Origin of the sequence: Streptomyces sp. NPDC092369, from assembly GCF_044755245.1 — a bacterium.
Classification (GTDB): Bacteria; Actinomycetota; Actinomycetes; order Streptomycetales; family Streptomycetaceae; genus Streptomyces.
This window is the reverse complement of record NZ_JBIVQP010000001.1, coordinates 252265-273301: the sequence shown is the minus strand read 5'-3', so window position 1 is coordinate 273301 and position 21037 is coordinate 252265. Positions and strand designations below refer to the sequence as shown.

Below are 21037 nucleotides of genomic sequence, written 5' to 3'. Positions count from 1 at the left end.
GTTCCCCATGGGCGTGCTTCCGGGCGGCTACTGGGACTCCGCCGGACGACTGCACCGAGAGTTCGAACTCGCGACCCTCACCGGCCGTGAGGAGGAGCTGCTGGCCGGCGCCCGCGCACCGCACACGGCGGCGCACGTCACCGAGGTGCTCAGCCGCTGTCTGGCCCGCCTCGGCGATATCAGCCCCGTACCGCCGGAGGTGACCCGCCACCTGCTGGTCGCCGACCGCCAGTTCCTGCTGCTGCACCTGCGCAGGGCCACCTTCGGCGACCGGGTCGGGGCGAGCCTGATCTGCCCCTGGCCGGAGTGCGGCAGGCGGGTCTCGATCGAGTTCTCCATCGACAGCGTGCCGGTGGAGGAGGCCCGGGACCGGGCGCCGACGCACACGATGACCACCTCCGACGGCACCGAGGTCACCTTCCGACTGCCCACGGGCGCCGACCAGGAGGAGCTCTCGCCGCACCTGGCGGTCAACGAGGCCGAGACGCTCACCGGACTGCTGTCCCGCTGCGTCCTGCGGATGGGCCCGCAGGGTGGCCCACCGGACCGTGACTCGGTGGTCGCGCTGCCGGCGGCCATCAGGGCCGAGATCGAGGAGGCCATGCGGGAACGGGCCCCCTCGGTCGAACAGACCCTGGAGGCCGAGTGCGCCGAATGCGGCCGGACCTTCCTCGCGCCCTTCGACGTCCACCGCTTCTTCTTCGGCGAACTGCGCACCGACGCCACCGCGCTGTACCAGGAAGTCCACTACCTGGCCTATCACTACCACTGGAGCGAGACCGAGATCATGGCCATGACCCGCGACAGACGGCACACGTACATCGACGTGCTCGCCGACGCGATCGAGGTGCTCAACAGTGGCTCGTGACGGTTACGCGTACGCGGTACTGGCCGACGGCGCCCGTCCCCACCTCCACCGCGCCGGCGTCCGCGCCCTGTTGGGCACGGCCGAGGAGACGGGCGTACGGGTCAGCTTCGCACCGGCGGCGCGGGGGCGTTCCTTCCGCTACGTCCGCGAGCATCAGGGCGACACGGCGGCGCCGTCGGGGTGGGACGACGTGCTGGCGGAGGTGGAGGCGGAGGCAGGGGCGGGGACCGGAGGGCGGGGGCGGCTGGGCCCTCCCGCAGCTCAACTGGCGCCTGACGCAGGGCTGTTTGAGGCCCGTGCTCTTGAAGAGGGCACGACTGGAGCGCGTGCGTCGCACGGTTCAGGCATCGTGCGTCCTGGACGCTCCAACGACGCCGCGCCGGAAGCGGTCGCCGACAGTTATGCGCACGCGGTGCTGGTCGACGGGGCCCAGCCCTACCTTCACCGCGCCGGTGTGCGCGCCCTGCTCGGGGTGGCCGAGGAGACGGGTGTCCGGACGAGCTTCACGCCGGCTGGGCACGGGCGTTCTTTCCGCTACGTCCATGAGGACGGGGACAGTTCGATGGCCCCCTCGGGCTGGGACGACGTCCTGGCGCAGACGGAGGCCGTCGGCACGACCGAAGCCCTGCCTGGCGATCCGGAACCGACCGGGACGGTAGCGGGCGCCGGCACGCCGGTCATCGTCGACATGGTGGTGCCCGGCGGCAGGGCGGGGGCGGCGACTGCCGCGGTGGAACGGCTTCCTGAACCCATCGCCGACTCGGTGCCGCTCTCTGTCGAGCAGGCCATGCCGCACCGGACGGAAGAGCCGGCCGTGCGCCGCCCCGCGAAGGCACCGGCCCCAGCGACTCGGCCTCCGGTTGAAGTCCCCGTGTCCGAGAGCGAGTTGACGGAGAGCGCCCCGGAGAGGGCGTCGGCGGAAGCGGTACGGAACGCCTCGACGCGGGCGCTTCGCAACGAGCCGCCGACCGTGTCCCGGTCCGTGCCCATGCCCCAGCCCGCAATCGTGGCCGAGCTTGTGCCCGCGACTGAGCTCGCGCCCATGCCCGTAGCTGCGCCCGACCCGACGCTCGCGCCTGACCCCACACCCGGTCCCGGCCTCACGCCCGGTCCGACGCCCCGCCATGTTCCCCGCCCCGCCCCTCGCCACGCTCCCGCAGCAGCCGGCCCCACCCCGACCCGTTCCCGGACTCTCACCACCCCTCGACCGGTCGCGCACCCAGGGACGACCGGCACCCCGCACGAGCCGGATCCCGGCGACCCGTTCACCTCCTCGCGGACCTCACCCCGCCGGCATGTCACCCCGCCCTACCGTCGGAGTTCATCCCCGCCGGCCGCTGCCCCCGCACCCCCGCAGCAGCAGCCCACCGACCCCGACCCCGCTCCCACCAGCGCCCCCCAGGCCCCCGCGGCCGCCCGAACTCCCGCTCAGCCGCCGGTCGTTGTGGTCCGGGCTCCCGTCGCACCACAGGGCGAGGCCGCCTTCTGGGAACGGCGTCATCTGGGTCGGTTCCTGAACGGGGTCCTGCGATGAGTGCCTCCACCGCGCTCGGCATGGTCAGCGCGTCGCTGCGAAATCTCCTGGTCGGCGAGATGCGCCTCAGCCCCGCGCCCGACGTCACGATCCTCGCACCGGACGAGCAGAGCAGCACGCGGCGGATCAACCTGTTCCTCTACAAGCTGGCCGAGAACCCGTTCCTGAAGAACCAGGACTTCACCGTCCAGCCGGGCAGCCCCAATCAACTCGTGCCGGCGCCACTGTCGTTGACCATGTCGTACCTGCTGACCCCTTACGCGCCCAACGATCCACAGGAGGGCAACGCGGCTGCGCACCAGCTGCTGGGCGAGGCGATGCGGGTGTTCTACGAGAACGCCGTCGTTCCGTCGGTCTATCTGGACCCGGGTCTCGCCGACGCTCGCGAGCGGCTCCAGATCGCGGGCAACGCCCTCGACCCGGAGGAACTGAGCCGGATCTGGAGCACGTTCTCGCAGCCGTTCCGCCTGTCCGTGCTCTACCAGGTCTCCACCGTGCAGCTCGACCGACTCCCCGCCGCCCGGCGGCCGTTGGCCGAACGGGTGCGCCAGGTGGGCGTCGACGTCGGGGCACCGTTCGACCCGCCCGCCGTCACCGCCATGACCCCGGCCGCGGGTCCCGCAGGTACCACGCTCACCTTCACCGGCGTCCATCTCGCCCGCTGGCGCGGCCGGGTGCGGATCGGCGACCGAGCGGTGCTGCCGGGACAACAGCTGACCGGCGACACCTTCACCGCCGTGGTGCCCGACGATCTGCTCCCCGGTTTCTACGAGGTGCGCGTCGACATCGCCAGCCTCCACCGGCGCACCTTCCTCTACGAGGTGACCCCATGACCGCCTACCAGGACACCTTCGAGCACCTCACGGACGAACTGCGCCGCCTCGACCTGTTGATCTCCTTGCGGCTGGAGACGGCCGCCCTGCAGAACGAGGCCTTCCCGCACTCCCAGGTGGACCGGACCGTGTACATCACGCGGCAGGAGGTCGACCGGCTGCTCGCCGACGGCCTCGACACCGGCATCAACTCCGGCACGGCTGCCAACCTGGTCGCCCTCAAGCAGCTCGCCGCCGAGATCGAGGACAGGGTCCGGGACAGCGCGGAGGCGGGTGCGGAGCCGCCGTTGGCCGCTCTCGGCCGGCTCTTCGGACTCTCGCCGACCGAGCTGGGCGCCGTACTCATCTGTCTCGCGCCCGAACTGCGCCGCAAGTACGACCGGCTGTACGCCTACCTCCAGGACGACATCACGCGCCGCAGGCCCAGCGTGGACCTGGTCCTGGAGCTGCTGTGCACGAGCGAGCGGGAGCGCTGGATCGCGAGCAGCGTCTTCCTGGCCGACGCGCCACTGATGCGATACGGCATTCTGCGGACCGTCGACGATCCGCAGAGCCCCTCCGGCTCCTCCGGACTGGCCCGGATCCTGGTGCTGGAGCCGCGGATCCGCCAGTTCCTGCTGGGATCCGGCGAGCCCGATGCCCGGCTCGTCGGTCACATCGGCGGGTACGCACCCTCCGATCCGATCGAGCACGAGGCCGACCCGGAACTCGCCGACCGACTGCTGCGCCTGGCCGTCCATCATCTGACCCCCGGCCGGCCACCCCTGGTCTGCCATCTGCACGGCCCGGACGACGACGCTCAGTTCGACCTGGTCCGGCTCACTGGCCGGCGCCTGGATCTACCGCTGGTCAGCGTCGATGCCAGGACCCTGGTCGGTCCCGACGGCCCCGCACTCCTGCGACTTGCCTTTCGTGAGGGCCTGTTGTGGGGCGCCGCCGTGCATCTCGCCCACGTCGACGTCCTGTTGGGGGAGGCGAGCAGGCCGCTGCGCGTGGCGCTCGCCGATACCGTCACCGACTACGGACTGCCCCTCTTCCTCACCGGTACCTCGCCGTGGACGGCGGAGGCGACGGAACTGGCCGCGCACTCCATGGACGTACCGCTGCCGGACCTGGCCCGCAGCACCTTGCTCTGGCAGGAGACCCTCGGCGCTCGGAGTGAGCAGGTCACGGCGTGGGCCGCCGAGTTGGCAGGGCGGTACCGGCTGCCCTCCGCGCGGATCCGGGCCGCGGCGCGCCTGGCCGACAACCGGCGGCTGATGGAGCCCGTGCCACGGGAGTTGACCCTGGCCGACCTGACCGCGGCCTGTCGCAGCGAGTCGCAGCACTCGCTCGGCCCGGCGGCCGCCAAGGTGCGTACCCGCTGCGGCTGGGACGACCTGGTGCTGCCGGCTGACCGCGTCACCCAGCTCCGGGAGATCTGCGACCAGGTGCGCCATCGCCAACTGGTGCTGCACACCTGGGGGTTCGGTTCCCGCCTCGGCTATGGCACCGGGCTCGGCGTGCTGTTCAGCGGGCCGCCCGGTACCGGAAAGACGATGGCAGCCGAGGTGCTCGCGCACGAACTCGACGTCGATCTCTACAAGATCGACCTGGCCGGGGTGGTCAGCAAGTACATCGGTGAGACGGAGAAGAACCTCGCGCGGATCTTCGCCGAGGCGAGCTCCGGCAACGCCATTCTCTTCTTCGACGAGGCCGACGCGCTCTTCGGCAAGCGCACCGAGGTGTCGGACGCGCACGACCGGTACGCCAACATCGAGACGAGCTATCTGCTCCAGCGGATCGAGGAGTACGAGGGCGTCGTCGTCCTCGCCACCAATCTGCGGCAGAACATCGACGAGGCCTTCACCCGGCGGATCCGCTTCGTCGTGGAGTTCCCCTTTCCCGAGGCGGACGACCGGCGCCGGATCTGGCAGACGCTCTTCCCGCCCGGGGCGCCGTTGTCGGCGGACGTCGATCTCACCCGGCTGGCCCGGGAGTTCGCCGTGACCGGCGCGAACATCAAGAACATCGTGCTGCACGCGGCCTTCCTGGCCGCGGCCGAGGGGACCGACATCGGGCGGCCGCACATCCTGCGGGGGACCCGCAGGGAGTTCGAGAAGATCGGCAAGCTCTGGGCCGAGGTGGGGGAGTCATGACCGACGGTTTTCCGAACAAGCCCAGGATCCTGCGGGGCGCCTTCGTGGAGTTCGGGCTGAGCGTGCCGCCCCTGGTGGTGGTGTTCCAGTTCAACCCCGTACAGCTGACCCGCAATCACGCGCTGACCTTCTCCTTCCCCGGGGTGCCCGGCCCGACTGCGGCCGGCGACGCGCCGGCCGCCGCGCCCCAGCGCACCCTGCGGCAGTGCCGCGGCGAGTTCTCCGACCTGCTGGAACTCCAGCGGCAGCAACTGGTGAACGTACAGGACCAGACCATCGCGTTCGACCTGCGGCTTGACGCCACCGACAAGCTCGACGACCGCGACACGGTGACCGAGCAGTTCGGCATCGCCCCGCAGATCTCCACGCTCGAACTGATGGTGTACCCGAAGGACGAGAGCCTGCTCGGCCGGGCCGGGGACGCGCTGCTCGGCAAGTCCGCGGGCTTCAGCTTCACCAGGAGCCCCAACCCGCCGATGATCCTCTTCATCTTCGGCCGCAAGCGGGTGCTCCCGGTGAACATCAACGCGATGAACATCACCGAGACGGAGTTCAGCGCCGACCTCAACCCGGTGCGGGCCACGGTGTCGGTGAACCTGACCGTCATCGAGGGCAACAGCGTGCCGTATCTGTACTCCAAGGCCATGGTCGAGGCGATGTCGGCGCTCAACGTCGCCAACAGCACCGACGCCGCCAACGTCGTGGTCCCGGGGTGACGCGGCATGTTCGACAAGCTCTCCCGCTACCTGGACGTGCCGGACATCGCGGTGGCCGACGCCCGGGGCAGGGTCGTGGCGGCCAAGGACGTCCGGCCGCTGCCCGAGGTGACCGGCACCTTCACCCACACCGTCGACAGCGGCGACCGGCTGGACCAACTGGCCTTCGCCTACTACCGCCAGCCGCTGCAGTACTGGCACATCTGCGACGCCAACCCCGAGTTCCTCTCGCCCCTCGACCTGCTGGACGGTGGACCGCTGGCGACCCACCGCTTCCCCCTCTCCGTGCGCCAGGGCACACCGCCCTGGGCCGCCCTGGTCCGCGAGCTGTCCCGGACGGTCGGCGTGGACGAGGTGACCGTCATCGACGACGTGACGGCCGTATCGCAGCCGGGCGGCGCGGTGGTGGAGCAGGTCGTCCGGGCGGTCCTGGTGACCCACGCGCGGGCGAGCGTCGACGCGCAGGCGCTGTCCGCGGTGATCAGGTCGACCGGATTCGGTGTCGGCATCCCGGTGGAGCAGGGGCGGCTCGGGCGGCCGGTCGTCGTTCCTCCGCAGGTGAGTTGAGGGGGCGGGCCATGCAGAACGACCACCTGCTGATCGAGATCGACGGCGCCGAGGCCTCCGACCTCAAGTGCGACCTGATCGGCCTCGACATCGAACTCGACGAGGAACTGGCCGGCATGTTCCGGATGACGCTGGCGCTCCGCCTGCGGGCCGACGGCTCGTGGACCCACCTGGACGACGGGCGCTTCGCCCTGTGGCGGAAGGTCGCCGTGACCGCCGGGCTCAAGGACGACGCCCGGAAGCTGCTGACCGCCTACATCACGCACGTACGACCGGAGTTCGGCCCCGGCATGGAGCAGTGCCGGCTGGAGGTGTGGGGGATGGACGGCAGCGTGCTGATGGACCGGACGGACGTGCTGAAGGCCTGGCCGAACATGAAGGACAGCGACATCGCCGCCCTGGTCTTCCAGAAGGCCGAACTCACCCCGCAGGTGGCCGACACCACGATCGTGCACAACGAGGAGACCTCCACGATCGTCCAGCGCGAGACCGACATCCGCTTCCTCAAGCGGCTGGCCCTGCGCAACGGATACGAGTGCTTCGTGGAGGGCGGCACCGGCTACTTCCGGCCGCCCGACCTGGGCCCGCCCGTGCAGGCCCCGCTCAACGTCCATGCCGGCGCCCGGACGAACGTCAACAAGTTCAGCCTGGAGGTCAACGCGCTCGCCCCGGCGGACGTGACCATGAACGCGCTCGACCACGCCACCGGCGGCCCGCTGGAAGCCGTATCGCGGCCGGCCCACGAACCGGCCCTCGGCGCCCGCCGCCCGGCGGACCTGCTGCCTTCGCGCGTGCGGCCCGGCCAGGTGCGCGTCGCGCGGACCGTGGCCACCGGCGCCCACGAGATGGAGGCGATCTGCCAGGCCCTGCACGACCGCGGTGAGTGGTTCGTCAGCGGCGAGGGCGAGGTGGCCGCCAACCAGTACGGTGCCGTGCTCCTGCCGCGCCGCACCGTCGCCATCAACGGCGTGGGCGCGACCCACAGCGGCACCTACTACGTCACCCATGTCACCCACCGCTTCCGGGAGAACAGCTACAACCAGCACTTCCGGGTCAGGCGCAACGCTCTGACGGCGGTCGGCGCGGGCCTCGGCACCTTGGCAGGTGTGCGATGACACCGGACCTCGAACGGGTCGTCGCCGACCTCGCGGACAAGATCGAGCGCCGCTTCTACGGCAAGTACCGGGGCATCGTGCGCGACAACGAGGACCCGTCCCGGCTCGGCCGGCTCAAGGTGAGCGTGCCCAGCGTGCTGGGCCCGGACGTCGTCACCGGGTGGGCCACCCCGTGCGCTCCCTTCGGCGGCGCGGCGGACCAGGGATTCCTCTTCGTGCCGGAGCGCGACGCCGGGGTGTGGGTGGAGTTCGAGGAGGGCGACCCGGAGTTCCCGATCTGGGTCGGCACCTACTGGACGGCACCGGACGCGGCGAGCCAGCTGCCCAAGCCGCAGGCGGCGGACGGCACGGAGGAGTCCGAGGTCCCGAAGCTGATCACGCGCAAGATCATCAAGACGCTGAAGGGCCACACCGTCCAGTTCGAGGACCGCGACGGCGCGGAGTGCGTCCTCGTCCGCGAGGGCGTCAAGGGCCACCTGATCGCCCTGACCCAGGACGGCGTCCGGATCACCGACGCCACCGGCAACGCGATCGAGATGACCAACAGCGCGATGACGCTGCACGCCGCCGTTCCGTTCACCATCGACGCCCCCGGCCAGCCCGTGCGGATCGTCTGCGACACCGTCGACTTCAAGAAGGGCTGAGCCATGGGACAACTCCTCGTCGTCAAGGGCGACCCGGTGCGGGGCACGGACCAGCACAACGTCCAGGGCCAGGGCCCCAACCCCGCCGCACCGCCCCCGACCGCCCCCTACGTGGGCATCGGCGACTACGCCTACAAGGGCGCGGTCACCGAAGCGCTCAGCACCTTCGTCACCATCGCCGGGACACCCGTGGCGCTGGTGACCAGCAGGAGCGGACTCGATCCCGGCGAGGACGCGCCGGGCGGCGGACATGCCGGCCCGTCGGGCGGCAACTTCGTGCCCGGACCGGGAACCGTCGCCCCGACACCGACACCGGCCACGCTGCAGATCACCGACAGCCCCCTCGGCACCGGCGTGCCGAACAGCGCGGCGGGCAACGCCCTGCTCACCGTCGGCGGAGTCCGGGTGCTGCTGGACGGCGACGCGATCGACACCTGCAGCGGCCTCGGCACGCCGGCCGACTCGACGGTCACCGCGCGCGGCCAGGACTTCGTGACGTGTTCCGGGTGAGGGAGGAAGCACATGGCGACGGGATTCGGATTCCCGCTCGGCGTCGACGCCTCGGGGGCGATCCGGCCCGACGGGGAGGACGCCGAACTGCGCGGCAAGGTGGTCCAGGTGCTGTTCACCGCACCGGGGGAGCGGGTGAACCAACCCGAGTTCGGCTGCGGGCTGTTCAACCTCGTCTTCGATCCCGCGAACACGATCATGGCCGCCGCCGTCGAGTTCTCCGTCAGCTCGGCGCTCACCCGCTGGCTGGGGGACCTCCTGGTGGTCGGCGGAGTGGACGTCCGCTCCGACGACGAGGCACTGACCGTGGAAGTGGCCTACGTACGACGCAAGGACCTGGCTCTCCAGGCACTCCGCGTCCACTTCAGGTAAAGGCGACGTGATGGTGGAAATAGCGCAGGTGAACGGCCAGCCGGTCATCGACTACATGGCCCGTGACTACGAGAGCCTGCTCCAGGCCATGCGCGACCAGATCCCGCGCAAGCTCTCCCAGTGGACGGACTTCACCAACGAGGCCGACTTCGGGAACGTGCTGCTGCAACTGTTCGCGCACATCGGCGACATCCTCAGCTACTACCAGGACCGGGTCGCCAACGAGAGCTTCCTGGGCACCGCGCGGACCCGCCGCAGCGTCATCGACCACCTGCGGCTGATCGGCTACGAACTGGGCACCGCGGCACCCGCCGCCGCCTCCCTGGACGTGTCCGTGCCGGGGTCGGTCACCGAGGTCGTCACGATCGCCAAGGGCGACGCCTTCGCCACCAGGAGCCAGAAGGACCGGCCCAGCACGCGGTTCGAGTACGCCGGCGACTCGCCCCTGACCATCGACTTCGGCGCCCTCACGCCCGACGCGACCACCGGCCGCAAGACCTTCGGCGGACTGCCCGTACAAGAGGGCCGGCTCATCGAGGACGAGGTCATCGGCACCTCCGACGGCACCCCGAACCAGCGGTTCCCGCTGGCCCACCGAGGCGCCCTGCTCGACCGGCTGTCGTCACCCCAACTCCCCGGTCAGGACGTTCTGTTGCTGACGACTCTGTCCGGAACCGTGGACGCGTGGACCCGGCGCGAGACCCTCGCGTTCAGCCAGTCGGGACAGGACGACTACGTCATCGAGGTCGACGAGAACGACCGGGCCACCGTCGTCTTCGGCGACGGCACCTTCGGCGCGGTGCCCCGCCAGGGGGCGCAGATCACCGCGACCTACCGCGTCGGCGGCGGCTCGGCAGGCAACGTGCCCGCCGGAGCGATCACCACGATCGCCGACACACCTCAACTCGCCCTGCTGGGCGCCCAGATCACCAACCCGCTGCCCGCCACCGGCGGCGCCGAACGCGAGGACATCACCCACGCCGTACGCCAGGCACCGGCCGTCTTCCGCTCCCTTCGACGCGCGGTCACCGCACCCGACTTCGAGGCACTGGCCCTCAGCCACAAGGGAGTCGGCAAGGTGCGCGCGGCCGCCACCGGCTGGAACGAGGTGACCCTCTACGTCGCCCCCGAGGGCGGCGGCAAAGTCAGTGACGTCCTGGCGGCGAGCCTCACCGCCTACTTCGAGGACAAACGGATGCTCAGTCAGATCGTCGAGATCGCCGACGTGGACTACGTCCCTGTCTTCGTCACGGCGGAGATCGCCGTGCAGAGTTTCTACGTGCCCGCCGACGTCGTCGCCGCGGTGCAGCGGGCGGCGGCCGACCTGCTCGCCTTCGACCGGGTCGACTTCAGCCAGAGCGTGTACCTGAGCCGCTTCTACGACGTCAGCCAGAGCGTGCCGGGCGTGGTCTTCGTCAACATCACCGAGTTCCGCCGCGGCGACCGGCCGACTCCCGCGGTCGAACCGCACGGCACGATCACCCTCGGCCCCAACGAGGTGCCGGTCGTGCCCACCGAGACCGACTACGCGTCCGGCCTGAAGGTCGTCCTCATCGGCCAGGCGGGGAGCTGAGCATGCGACTGCTCGACATCACCGCCACCGGCCACACCGACGGCAACCGCATCGACCTGACCTGGGCATACCCGAAGGACGTGACCCCTCCCGGCATCCGCGTGGTGCGCCGCGAAGGCACCCACCCGCAGGATCCCGACGACGGCGTCGTCGTCGACGAGGGTGACGGTCTGGTCAGCGCGACCGACACCGGTCTGCGCGGCGAACACGTCTACTACTACGCGCTGTTCCCCTTCACCGGGGACCCGCCCGTCTACGACCCCGACCCGCACAACGTGGCCGCCGCGACGGCCATCACCCCCTACGGTTTCGCCGAACGGCTGTACGGCATGCTGCCGGCGCTCTACCGGCGCTACGACGCCGACGGGCCTTCGGCGCGCAGAGGCGCCGGGCCTGCCCTCGACACCGACCCGGGCCAGCTGCGCGGGTTCCTGGACCTGCCCGGCGCCGAACTGGATCGGCTCTACAGCCTGGGCCGCGCCGCGCTGTCGCTGGCCGACCTGGAGCGCGTCGACGGCGGGCTGCTCCCGCTGCTGGCCCAGTGGGTCGGCTGGCGCACCGACCACAGCCTGCCGGTCGCCTCGCAGCGCAACGAGATCCGCTACGCGCCCCGGCTGTACCGGGGCACCGGCAGCGTCCCCACTTTGGACGCGACGGTCGCCAGGGTCTCCGGCTGGTCCAACCGCACCAAGGAGTTCGTCCACAACGTGGCGCGCAGCAACCGGGCGGAACGGCTCAACCTGTGGTCCACGCTGCGGAGTTCGACGGGCGAGTGGAGCACACCGTCCCTCGCGTCGGTCGACTTCGCCCACGACGGCCGGCCGGCCGCGGTGCGGGAGGCCGACGGCTCGACGCTGTTCGTCTACCACACGCGCCGTCAGCACGGCTGGGACATCTGGTCCAAGCGGTTCGCCGACGGGGAGTGGGAGCCGAGCCGACCGGTCACCGACGGGCCCGCCGGCGACAAGAACCCGGCCGCGGCCCGCCAGGGCGACAAGCTGTGGGTGTTCTGGCAGAGCTACGATCCCGCGCAGGCAGCGCAGGACCGGCACTGGCGGATCAACTTCACCGTCCGCACGCCCACCGCCGACGGCCCGCGGTGGACCGTACCCGCCGTGTTCGGCGACCCGTCGATCGAGCGCCGGCTGCCGGCCGCGGTGGCCGACGACGCCGGCGGTGTGTGGCTGTTCTGGCTCGAACGGGTCTCCGGGGTCTGGCAGTTGCGCTACAACCGGCACGACGGCACCGACTGGCAACTCGGCACCCCGGCCGCCTTCCCGCTCGCCGCCGGCCAGGACCCCCGGGTCGAGGACGACCTGTGCGTGGTCTTCCACCCCACCGAAACCGCCGCGCGCCTCTGGCTGTTCTGGGCCCGGCGCGAACCGGCCGGTCCGGCCGGCCAGAGCCGCTGGAGCGTCTTCTACCGGATCAAGCAGGGGCTCGCCCCGGCCGCCGCGGACTGGTCCCAGGTCCGGCCGCTGCCCAGGACGAGCGAGGACTTCCACGACCGGCAGCCCGCACCCGTGGTCACACCGTCCGGCACCGTCGAGGTGTTCTGGTCGTCGACCCGCGGCGGCGGTTGGTCGATCGTCCGCGCGGGCCTGGCGCCCGGCTCCCTCGCGTGGGACGCACCGCAGGAGGTCGTCGGCGCCCCGTACGCACGCCGCGGCCCTCTCGCCGTACCGACGGACCGAGGCACCCTCCTCGTCTACCGCTCCAACGAAGGGATCACGTACGTCAGTGAGGAGTTCGGCGCCACCAGCACCCTCGACAACCGGTACGCGGGAACCACCACGGTCGACACCCGGGACACCGCCAAGCGCGAGGCACGCGGCACCTTCGAGGACTTCCAGACCTATACGTACGACACCGGGTCCGGCGGCAGGCGCAGCGACGCCGACCGGATCTCGCGCGACACGGTCGGCCTGTTCCTCACTCCGGACACCGCCGATCCCGTACGGACCGACGCCGTGGTCACCCGACTCGCGGGCGCGCTCGCGGACTTCATGCCGGTGACCACCCGACCGGTCTTCATCACGCAACCGCCCAGCGGCACCGTCCGCACGTCCCGGGGAGGGGGTCACCGTGGGTGACTTTTCCCGCAGCACCTTCGACCGCGTCAAGCACTACGTGGGCATACGGCTCCAGCAGGGCGTCCCCCTGGTGGACGCCGACTGGAACGAACTGGAGGACATCCGGAGGTTCGAGGTCGAGGCCTTCCTCAAGTGGTTCGTCGGCGACGGCGTACCGGCCGGCAACGACGGCTTCCGGATCGTGGCCGCCGCGGGCGGCGGAGTCGGCACGATCCGGCTCACCCCGGCGGCGACCGGCACGATCGGCTCGTCGGTGAGCGTGGACGTGACCGCGTCGACGGCCGCCACGGCCCTGGGCTTCACTCAGGTCAACCGGCGGGCGGCCCGCGCCCTGGCCCCGGCGCGGCTGACCGGCGACGCCGCCCAGCCGTTCGCGCTGACCGCCGGGATGACCCTGGTGGTCTCGGCGAACGGGGCACCGCCCCAGACCGTGACGTTCACGGCGAGCGGCTTCGCCGACCTCGGCGCCGCCACCGCCGCCGAGGTGGCCGCGGTGATCAATGCCGCCGCGAACCGGGTGGTCGCCTCGGCCGGCACGGGCAACGACTTCTTCGTCGCCGGCGGCGACGGTACCCCCGAAGGCGCGGGGCGCTGCCTCGCCGACGGCCGCGACGCCGTCCACGAGGGCCGGCTCGCGTACAGCTCCCAACCGCTGTACGCCAACACCGCGTTGGCCGCGGCCTGGGGCGTGCCCGTCGTCCAGGAACTCGCCGCGCCCACGTCGGGCACCCGCTCGGACCTGGTCTACCTCGACGTCTGGGACCGGGAGGTCACCTCCGCCGAGGACGACTCCTTGCTCGACCCCCTGGTCGGCGTCGAGACCTGCGTACGGGTACGGCGGGAGTGGGCGGTACGCGTCCGGCCCGGCGCCACTCAGCCGCCGGCACCCAACGACACCGACTACGTCAGCGGGCACTCCTACCTCCAACTGGCCCGGATCGGGAGGCAGTCCGGCGTCGGCGCCATCCGGCCGCCGGCGCTGATCGACCTGCGCCCGCGCAACCTCCAGGTGCCGCCGAGCACGCTGGTCGACGACGTCCTGGGCACCATCGGCGGCGACACCTCGATCGCGCCGGCCTACCGCAGGGGACAGAAGCGGCCCCGTGCCAGCCTGCGGGACGCGATCAACGCCCTGCTGGCCGGCCAGCTCCCGCCCAGCCCGGAGATATCGGTGTCCCCTGGAGACAAGGGGGACCTGCTGAACAAGGCCAGCGTGGTCGACGCGGCCGGCGGACTGGTCGCCGTATGGCAGTCCGCGCGCTCCGGCAGCAACCAGATCCTCGCCGCCCGGCTGGACCCCGCCCGCCCCGAACTCGGGTTCAGCCTCGCCCCCGCCGTCACCACCGGCGGTCAGAACATCGAGCCCGCGGCGGTGGCGCTGCCCGGCGGCGACCTCGTGATCGCGTACCAGAACGGGCTGTTGGACGGGCCCGACACGGACGTGCTCATGAAGCGCGGTCCGCTGGCCACGATCGGCGCCGCCACCCCGCAGAACGTGGCCGTCACCGGGAACCAGGTGGCGGACCAGCGGGTACGCGCCGTGCTCGCCGGGGACCAGGTGGTGTTCTTCACCCACCAGAGCAGCAGCACGCTCAAGCAGTGGTACTACCGGCGTTACCGGCACACCGACAACGTCTTCCTGGACCCCGCGCCGGTGGCGCTGTCGGCGACCGGCCTGACCCAGCGGGACCTGCACGCGGCCGCGGCCGACGGCAAGGTGTGGGTGGCCTACGCCGACGGGACCAAACTCCAGATCCTGCGCTTCAACCCGGTACCGGCCGGCACCAACCCGCAGGACCCGCCCGTCATCGACCTCCAGAAGGACTTCCCGGCCGTCGGCCAGCTCAACGTCTTCGTCCTGGCGCTCAGCGGCAACGAAGTCCTCGTCTTCTACGAGGACGACACCGGGCTGACCGTCGCCTCCGGCACCAACGGAACCTGGACCTCCGTCCGCGTGCCCGACTCCGACACCAGCGACGCCCAGCCCGCCGCGGTACGCGACGCGGACGGCACGGTGTACCTGGTCGCCAACCGGCCGACGGCCGGCGGCGGTACGGATCTGCTGCTGCGCCGCCGGAACCCGATCGGCGGCAACTGGATCGCCGCCCAACGGCTCGTCGCCACCACCCAGGCCCAGAACAACCTCAATCCGCATCCCTTCCTCGTGCCCGACCTGGGCCTGTGGCTGCTGTGGGTCAGCACGCGGACCGGGGACGCGGACGTCTACGCCAAACAGATCATCACAGCCATCTAGCCCATCACAGGAAACCAGGGGGAATCCCGCATGCCATCACCATCCGTCAGCCCGGTCCAGGCGAGCAAACAGAACTACACCGTCACCGCCTCCTCGGCGTTCGTCACCGTCTTCAAGGCGGGCATCAACGCACTGGAGAGCGAGGGCTTCACACTGACCTACCCGGAGAACCTGGCCGGGCTGTCCCTGTCCCTGGTCCACATCGACTCGGCCCCCGCGAGCGGACGCAGCGCACCCGTGCCGCTGCCGGCCGGCGGAAGCGTCTCCCACTACTCCGTCAGCACCGAGGCACCCTCCGTCTCCAACGGCATCGTCACCCTCGCCGTCAGCATCGAGGACAGCGCGGGGAACGGCTCCGCACCCCAGGAGCGCTGGGAACTGCGGGCCTCGGCGGATGTCCCGGCCAACTGGACCATGTCCATGTCCAGCGGAAACGTGGACGTGAACTGGCTGGCCGTCTGCCCGGTCGCCGAGGTGACCGTCCCGGCCGAAGCGCTGGAGCTGCAGAAGGACGTCGAACTCAACGCGCACGGCGCCGTGAGCGGCAACACGTTCGCCGGAACCGTCCCGGGCGCACTGGCCTTCACACCTCACTACGACTGGGCGTACACCGGCGCGGCCCCCATCCTGGAGATCACCACCGACACCACGACCACCGACCCGTCCCTGAAGATCGACACCCCCGGGGTCTACGAGCCGGTCCCCCTGGCCTTCACCGTCACCACCAGGCTGACGGACGCGGCGGGCCTCTACACGGGTCTCCTGCACAACAAGAGCGCCCCCGCGACGATGACCGTCCATCAGCGCGTGCAGGACATCGTGCTCGTCCTCGACCGCTCCGGCAGCATGGCGTCGGAGAACCGGTTCGAGAACGCCAAGACCGCCTGCCGAGTGCTGATACACCTCTTCAACGGGCTGCGCGAAGGCCTCAGCACCCCGGATCGCATCGACCGGGTGGCCATCATCGCCTTCGAGGACGAGATCGCCGGCTTCCGGGGCGGAGCTCCCTCCAACCGCATCCAGACCCTGCTCCCGCTGACGCCGTTGTCCGAGGCGGTGGACGCCATCGACGACCCGGCGTTCGACTTCGGCGTCCCGGGTACCAACACTCCGATCGGTGACGGCCTCATCGCCGCCATCGACCTCCTGGCAGCCGCCGGACCGATCGTCGACCAGCGGTTCACCATCATCCTCTGCACCGACGGTCTGGAGAACTGCGGAACGGTGGCTCTGGTGCCCTCCTCCGCGGTGAACGGGGCGCAGTCCTTCCAGAACGCCGTCAACTCCAAGCAGGCCCGGAAGGACGTGCTCGACACCGGCCGCTGCAAGCTGTCCACGATCGCGCTCGGCCCCACCGCCGACCAGAACGTGCTCAGCCAGCTCGCGACCTTCGGGGCGGGCAAGTTCGCGCTCGTCAACAACCCGAGCGAACTCGCCGGCTCCTTCGGCGAGATGCTGGCCAACGCGCAGACCGTCAACCTGCCCACCAAGCAGAGCACTCCGACGACCGGTGTCCCGGACCCCGACGGTGTGCTGCCCGCCGTCTACCTGTCCACCGAGCCGGACGCCGACCGACTGGTCCTCGCCGTGACGCCGCCGGACGGCGAGACCGTCTTCACCGGCACCATCCAACTGGCCCGCTGGGACGGCACGTCGTACCTCCCCGAACCCATCACCATCCTGGCCACCTCCTCCGACCGGGCCACGTCGGTGGCCAAGCTCCCCGCCCTCGCGCAGGGAGCGCCCATCCACTGGCGGGTCATCCACGGCACCGGGCCCGCGGACGCGGAACCGCTGGCCCTCGGCCAGGTCCTCGCCTATGTGGACCTCCACCTGCTGGCCGACATCCAGCTCGACCAGGACGCGTACCTCACAGGGGACCGGATGAACCTGACCGTGCGGATCCGGCAGGACGACCGGCCGATCCTCGGCGCACGGGTCAAGGCCGTGCTCGACGCACCCGCCGTCGGGCTCGGCGAGCAGCTCACCGCCCTCGGTGCCGCGCCCACGGACCTCGCGCGGGACGAGCACGACGAGGCGACCTGGATGGAAGGACGCATCGGCACCCTGCTGTCGCACAAGAAATGGCACCACCTGCCGCGTACCAAGCCGACCGGCGGCCTGTTCGTCGACGGCACCGACGAGCTCTTCGACCCGGACGGCAACGGCAACTACACCAACACCTTCGCCAAGGTCTTCAAGGAGGGCACCTACAGCTGGCATCTGTCCGTGGCCGGGCAGGACGTCAACGGCAACGCGTTCACCCGGGAGTTGAACACCTCCACCTTCGCCGGGATCAAGGTCGACCGGAAGGCCACCAAGATCAAGGTGACCCGTCTGCACAACGACCCGAGCGGTCTGCTCGCCGCGCTGGTGGTGATCACCCCGCAGGACGCCCGCGGCGAGGATCTCGGCCCCGGCAAGGACGACTCGGTCATCTGGGCGTTGCGTGAGGGCACCTTCCAGCACGTCCTGCGGCACGAGCCGGCCCCGGTGCAGACCGACGGCACCTACCAGCGCGTGATCCTCTACACGAACCGGCAGTCACCGTCGCTCGTGGTCGAGGCCGCCGACGTCGTACTGCCGACGATCGACGTCCGACGGCGGTTGCTGGGCTTCAGCGACTGACCACTGACAGGGCACGACCCAGGACGGAGGCCGACGGTGTTCGAGCAGCAGTCAGCACACACGCCCGTGCGCGACAAGGCGGGCACGCCCGCCCGTCGGCCTCCGGCCCCGGCACCGCACTCCGGCGAAGGAGCGCGCCGCGCACTGGGCAACAGCGCGCTGGCGACCGAGGCCGTCCGCGCCCTGGACGGCCCGGGAACACCCCTCGGCGTCGGCCCCAGGGCCGCCGCCGAGCGGGCCGTCGGCCACGATCCCGGCGACGTCCGGGTGCACACCGGCCCGCGGATCCGGGCAGCCGCCCGGGCCGCGGGCGCCGCGGGATTCACCTTCGGCGGCGACATCGGCATCGCGACCGGTCCCGGGGAGGGCATTCCCCCACAACTCCTCGTCCACGAGGCCGTGCACGCGGCCCAACAGAGGGTCGGCGGCACCGCGGGCGCCGCCGAGGCGGAACGACAGGCCGCCGCGGCCGGCCGTGGCGGGTCCTCGTCGGCGGTCCTGGCCGGTACGGCGGCGCCGTATGTCGCGTGGGCTCCCGAGGACTGGCTGAACACCACACCGGACGTGCGTCGTTACGGGCTGTCCGATCTCCGCGAGGAGGCACGGGCCGTCGACGAATGGCTGGGCAGGCAGATCGCCTCGACCCCCGAGGTGGACCGGATGATGGAGGCCAAGGCCGCCCTCCAGGCCGAACTCGCCCGCCGGGCCCCGGCATTGATCCCGTCAGGCCCTCGAACCCGGCCGGTCCGTCCACGCGGCGGACGCCGTTCGGCTCCCGCTTCCGCGCCCGAGGTCCTCCCGGACACCGAGATGCCGCACGTGCTGCGGGACCGCGTCAGCATGGCCCTGACCGATCCGGTCGAGGTCCGCGCCGAGGCCGACCGCATCGCCGCCTGGCTGCTCAGGCCCGACGTCAGCCGGGCCGACCGTGCCACCCTCCGCCAGGAACTGGCCCTGCTGGAGCCCACCGTCGCCGCCGACCTCGACCGCGCGAGCACCGAGCGGCAACAGGTCCGCCTCGCACGGGCGTTGGCACCCACCGTCACCCAGGACCGGGCCGGCATCCTCGCCAATCTGCGGATCATCGAGTCGATCCGCCCCTACGACGCCTCGCCGGGTTCGGCGTACGTCATCCACGAGGGCGAACTGCTCGTCTTCCCGCTGGAGACCGCGCAGCGGGTGCGGGCCCAGGTGCTGGGCTCCCTGGCGGACGCCGCCCGACGGGCCCGCGGCATGAACGACAGCACTGAGTTCCGTATGAACGACCATCTGCGCCAGAACTACGAAGAGCACCAGGTGATCGGCTTTCTGGTGAGTGTGGTCAGCGGGGAGGAGCCCGTCGAGCTCCAGGCGCGGATGCTGGGCCCGCTGGCCGAGTCCAACATGGCGCTCGCGCGCTACCGGGCGGCGGTGCGGGGAGGGTCCCTCGTCGACATGGCGGACGCCGTGCTCACCGCCGTCGAGTCCGCGGACAAGGCCCAGGAGATCGTGCTCGCAGGCATCGACCGGGCCGTGGCGGCGGCCGGCTCGATCGTGCACGGTCTGGAGATCACCCGGAACGTGGCCTTCATCGTCGCCTTGTCCGTGGGCGCGATCCTCGCTGCCCCCGTGGTCGCGGCCGGAGTCGCCGGACTGGGCGCGACCGGGCTCACCGCGACCGCGCTGACGGCCGTCGGTACCGGAGCAGTCGTCGGTGGCGAGGGACTGGCGCTGGGGTTCACGAGCGGCGCCGGCGGTGAACTGGCCGCCGGCCATGGGGTGGACGCGGCCCTCAGCACGGGCTGGGCCGAAGGGCTCCGCGTCGGGGCGCAGGGCGTCGCCATCGGTGTGGGCGGCGGCGCGAGCCTCAGCCTCGCCCGGACCCTCGGCGTCGGCGCCCAGGGTCTGTCCCGGCTGGGCTCGATCGGGCGCGGTGCGCTGGCCCAGGGCGGCGGGAACGCCCTCGGTGGGGTGACCGGCGCCCTGCTCACCCCACCCGAGGGCACCGGCCGCGCGGACGCGGCCCTGCGGGCGGGTCTGACCGGCTTCGGCCTGGGCGCGCTGGGCGGGGTCGCGGGCACCTACGCGCAGGGACTGTCCTCGTCCGCCGGGCGCTTCGCCGTGGGGGTCGGACTGCCGAGCCTCGTCGACGGCGGGGCGACCTATCTGCAGACCGGAGATCTGTCCCAGTCGATCGAGGCGGCCGGTACCGGTCTGGCGGTCAGCGCCCTGACGACCGGTCGCCCCAGCGGGATCAGCGGGAACGCCGAGCAACGGGCCTTCAGCGCCGGGCAGTCCGTGCGACGCGAGATCGGCTACGTGGGCCGGCGGGGCCGCGCGTACCTCGCGGGTGCCATGATCGGTCTCGCCGAGCCGGTTCCCGCGCTGCGTCTGAAGAACACACCGGCGGCGATCACGCTTTCGGACGGGCAGCAGTCCGACGTCGCCCCCGCCGCCTCGCCGCCCAGCCCGGCCCCGGCCCCGCCCGCGACCGCCGCCCCCGCGCCGCAGGCGGCGATCGACGCCGCCGATCTTCCCGCCGCGCAGGCCGCCACCGTGATCTCACCGCAGACCCGCGCCCCGGCGGTGTCCCAGCCCGGCCTCGTCGCGCAGTACGAGCGTGTCGCCAACGGCAAGATGGGGGCGGTGGTCCGCGATGTGCTGAGGGGCCAGCGCGCCACGGCCACCCGGACTCGGCTGGCCCAACTGCGGCAGCAGTTCGACCAGTTGCGCGCACAGGTCGGTGGCGGGCAACTGACGCCGGCCCAGCGGGCCGACGCCACGGCCATCCTCCGGGAGGCGAGGAGCCTGGCGCGGGCCGACTTCAACAACGTACGGGACGGGATCTGGCGCCGTTTGCGCGCCGACTCGGATCTCCTGCGGATCGAGGGCCGACTCCAGGACGCCGGTGACGCGGCCCAGGGGGGCACGGCACTTCAGGTCAACACCCGGACCGGCACGGGCGACCGGTTCGAGTCGCTCGGTGTCGAGCACCGCACCCGGCTCTCGGACGATCCCTGGCGATACAACGATCCCGACAATCTCATCGTCACGGACGCCCCCCAGAACGAGCAGTACCTCGAAGCGCTCCGCCGGCACGGCTCGATCTGGCCGTCCGGTGATGTCGAGGACTTCGTCATCCGCCACCGGCTCAACGACCAGGGGGTGGACTTCTCGCCCGACACCCGGCGGTGATCACGTCCGACCCTCGGC

General features: G+C 71.5%; 15 protein-coding genes. All 15 read left to right on the top strand.

What is annotated here, in order from left to right; translation table 11 throughout:
• Window positions 1-7 precede the first annotated feature (7 nt).
• The 15 genes from ACIQI8_RS01190 to ACIQI8_RS01120 are packed head-to-tail and all read left to right on the top strand — an operon-like array spanning window position 8 to window position 21019.
• Window positions 8-868, top strand: coding sequence for a hypothetical protein (locus ACIQI8_RS01190; protein WP_402343132.1), 861 nt, complete (start codon window positions 8-10; stop codon window positions 866-868).
• Complete coding sequence (locus ACIQI8_RS01185) at window positions 858-2402, top strand: hypothetical protein (RefSeq protein WP_402343129.1); 1545 nt, start codon at window positions 858-860, stop codon at window positions 2400-2402. The genes ACIQI8_RS01190 and ACIQI8_RS01185 overlap by 11 nt, the downstream gene beginning before the upstream one ends.
• Window positions 2399-3235, top strand: coding sequence for a Pvc16 family protein (locus tag ACIQI8_RS01180; protein ID WP_402343126.1), 837 nt, complete (start codon window positions 2399-2401; stop codon window positions 3233-3235). Before ACIQI8_RS01185 ends, ACIQI8_RS01180 begins: the two co-directional genes overlap by 4 nt.
• On the top strand, window positions 3232-5373 hold the full coding sequence (locus ACIQI8_RS01175; protein WP_402343123.1) for an ATP-binding protein: 2142 nt from the start codon (window positions 3232-3234) through the stop codon (window positions 5371-5373). Before ACIQI8_RS01180 ends, ACIQI8_RS01175 begins: the two co-directional genes overlap by 4 nt.
• Window positions 5370-6089, top strand: a complete 720-nt coding sequence (locus ACIQI8_RS01170) for a hypothetical protein (RefSeq protein WP_402343120.1) — start codon at window positions 5370-5372, stop codon at window positions 6087-6089. The genes ACIQI8_RS01175 and ACIQI8_RS01170 overlap by 4 nt, the downstream gene beginning before the upstream one ends.
• 6 nt (window positions 6090-6095) lie before the next feature.
• Entirely contained in the window at window positions 6096-6656 is a 561-nt protein-coding gene (locus ACIQI8_RS01165) for a hypothetical protein (protein ID WP_402343117.1), read from the top strand.
• An 11-nt stretch (window positions 6657-6667) separates the two neighbouring features.
• A complete protein-coding gene (locus tag ACIQI8_RS01160; protein ID WP_402343114.1) occupies window positions 6668-7771 on the top strand; it encodes a phage late control D family protein in 1104 nt (367 codons plus the stop codon).
• A complete protein-coding gene (locus ACIQI8_RS01155; RefSeq protein ID WP_402343111.1) occupies window positions 7768-8415 on the top strand; it encodes a phage baseplate assembly protein V in 648 nt (215 codons plus the stop codon). Before ACIQI8_RS01160 ends, ACIQI8_RS01155 begins: the two co-directional genes overlap by 4 nt.
• Window positions 8416-8418: 3 nt before the next feature.
• Window positions 8419-8925 carry a hypothetical protein gene (locus tag ACIQI8_RS01150; RefSeq protein WP_402343108.1) on the top strand — a complete coding sequence of 169 codons (507 nt, stop codon included), beginning with the start codon at window positions 8419-8421 and terminating at the stop codon, window positions 8923-8925.
• A 12-nt stretch (window positions 8926-8937) separates the two neighbouring features.
• Entirely contained in the window at window positions 8938-9297 is a 360-nt protein-coding gene (locus tag ACIQI8_RS01145; RefSeq protein WP_402343105.1) for a GPW/gp25 family protein, read from the top strand.
• 10 nt (window positions 9298-9307) lie between these two features.
• Window positions 9308-10870, top strand: a complete 1563-nt coding sequence (locus ACIQI8_RS01140) for a baseplate J/gp47 family protein (protein WP_402343102.1) — start codon at window positions 9308-9310, stop codon at window positions 10868-10870.
• A gap of 2 nt (window positions 10871-10872) precedes the next feature.
• Window positions 10873-12963: a hypothetical protein gene (locus ACIQI8_RS01135; protein ID WP_402343099.1), complete on the top strand. Its 2091-nt coding sequence runs from the start codon at window positions 10873-10875 to the stop codon at window positions 12961-12963.
• Window positions 12956-15217, top strand: coding sequence for a DUF6519 domain-containing protein (locus ACIQI8_RS01130; protein ID WP_402343096.1), 2262 nt, complete (start codon window positions 12956-12958; stop codon window positions 15215-15217). The genes ACIQI8_RS01135 and ACIQI8_RS01130 overlap by 8 nt, the downstream gene beginning before the upstream one ends.
• Window positions 15218-15247: 30 nt before the next feature.
• A complete protein-coding gene (locus tag ACIQI8_RS01125; protein ID WP_402343093.1) occupies window positions 15248-17845 on the top strand; it encodes a hypothetical protein in 2598 nt (865 codons plus the stop codon).
• 36 nt (window positions 17846-17881) lie between these two features.
• Window positions 17882-21019 carry a DUF4157 domain-containing protein gene (locus tag ACIQI8_RS01120; RefSeq protein ID WP_402343090.1) on the top strand — a complete coding sequence of 1046 codons (3138 nt, stop codon included), beginning with the start codon at window positions 17882-17884 and terminating at the stop codon, window positions 21017-21019.
• Window positions 21020-21037 lie beyond the last annotated feature (18 nt).

What these genes read in the sequence shown, in the direction of transcription:
- ACIQI8_RS01170 (WP_402343120.1), top strand. Translation starts at nt 5,370, where the DNA reads ATGACCGACGGTTTTCCGAACAAGCCCAGGATCCTGCGGGGCGCCTTC.
- ACIQI8_RS01145 (WP_402343105.1), top strand. Translation starts at nt 8,938, where the DNA reads ATGGCGACGGGATTCGGATTCCCGCTCGGCGTCGACGCCTCGGGGGCG.
- ACIQI8_RS01190 (WP_402343132.1), top strand. Translation starts at nt 8, where the DNA reads ATGGGCGTGCTTCCGGGCGGCTACTGGGACTCCGCCGGACGACTGCAC.
- ACIQI8_RS01180 (WP_402343126.1), top strand. Translation starts at nt 2,399, where the DNA reads ATGAGTGCCTCCACCGCGCTCGGCATGGTCAGCGCGTCGCTGCGAAAT.
- ACIQI8_RS01155 (WP_402343111.1), top strand. Translation starts at nt 7,768, where the DNA reads ATGACACCGGACCTCGAACGGGTCGTCGCCGACCTCGCGGACAAGATC.
- ACIQI8_RS01135 (WP_402343099.1), top strand. Translation starts at nt 10,873, where the DNA reads ATGCGACTGCTCGACATCACCGCCACCGGCCACACCGACGGCAACCGC.
- ACIQI8_RS01175 (WP_402343123.1), top strand. Translation starts at nt 3,232, where the DNA reads ATGACCGCCTACCAGGACACCTTCGAGCACCTCACGGACGAACTGCGC.
- ACIQI8_RS01150 (WP_402343108.1), top strand. Translation starts at nt 8,419, where the DNA reads ATGGGACAACTCCTCGTCGTCAAGGGCGACCCGGTGCGGGGCACGGAC.
- ACIQI8_RS01140 (WP_402343102.1), top strand. Translation starts at nt 9,308, where the DNA reads ATGGTGGAAATAGCGCAGGTGAACGGCCAGCCGGTCATCGACTACATG.
- ACIQI8_RS01160 (WP_402343114.1), top strand. Translation starts at nt 6,668, where the DNA reads ATGCAGAACGACCACCTGCTGATCGAGATCGACGGCGCCGAGGCCTCC.
- ACIQI8_RS01165 (WP_402343117.1), top strand. Translation starts at nt 6,096, where the DNA reads ATGTTCGACAAGCTCTCCCGCTACCTGGACGTGCCGGACATCGCGGTG.
- ACIQI8_RS01125 (WP_402343093.1), top strand. Translation starts at nt 15,248, where the DNA reads ATGCCATCACCATCCGTCAGCCCGGTCCAGGCGAGCAAACAGAACTAC.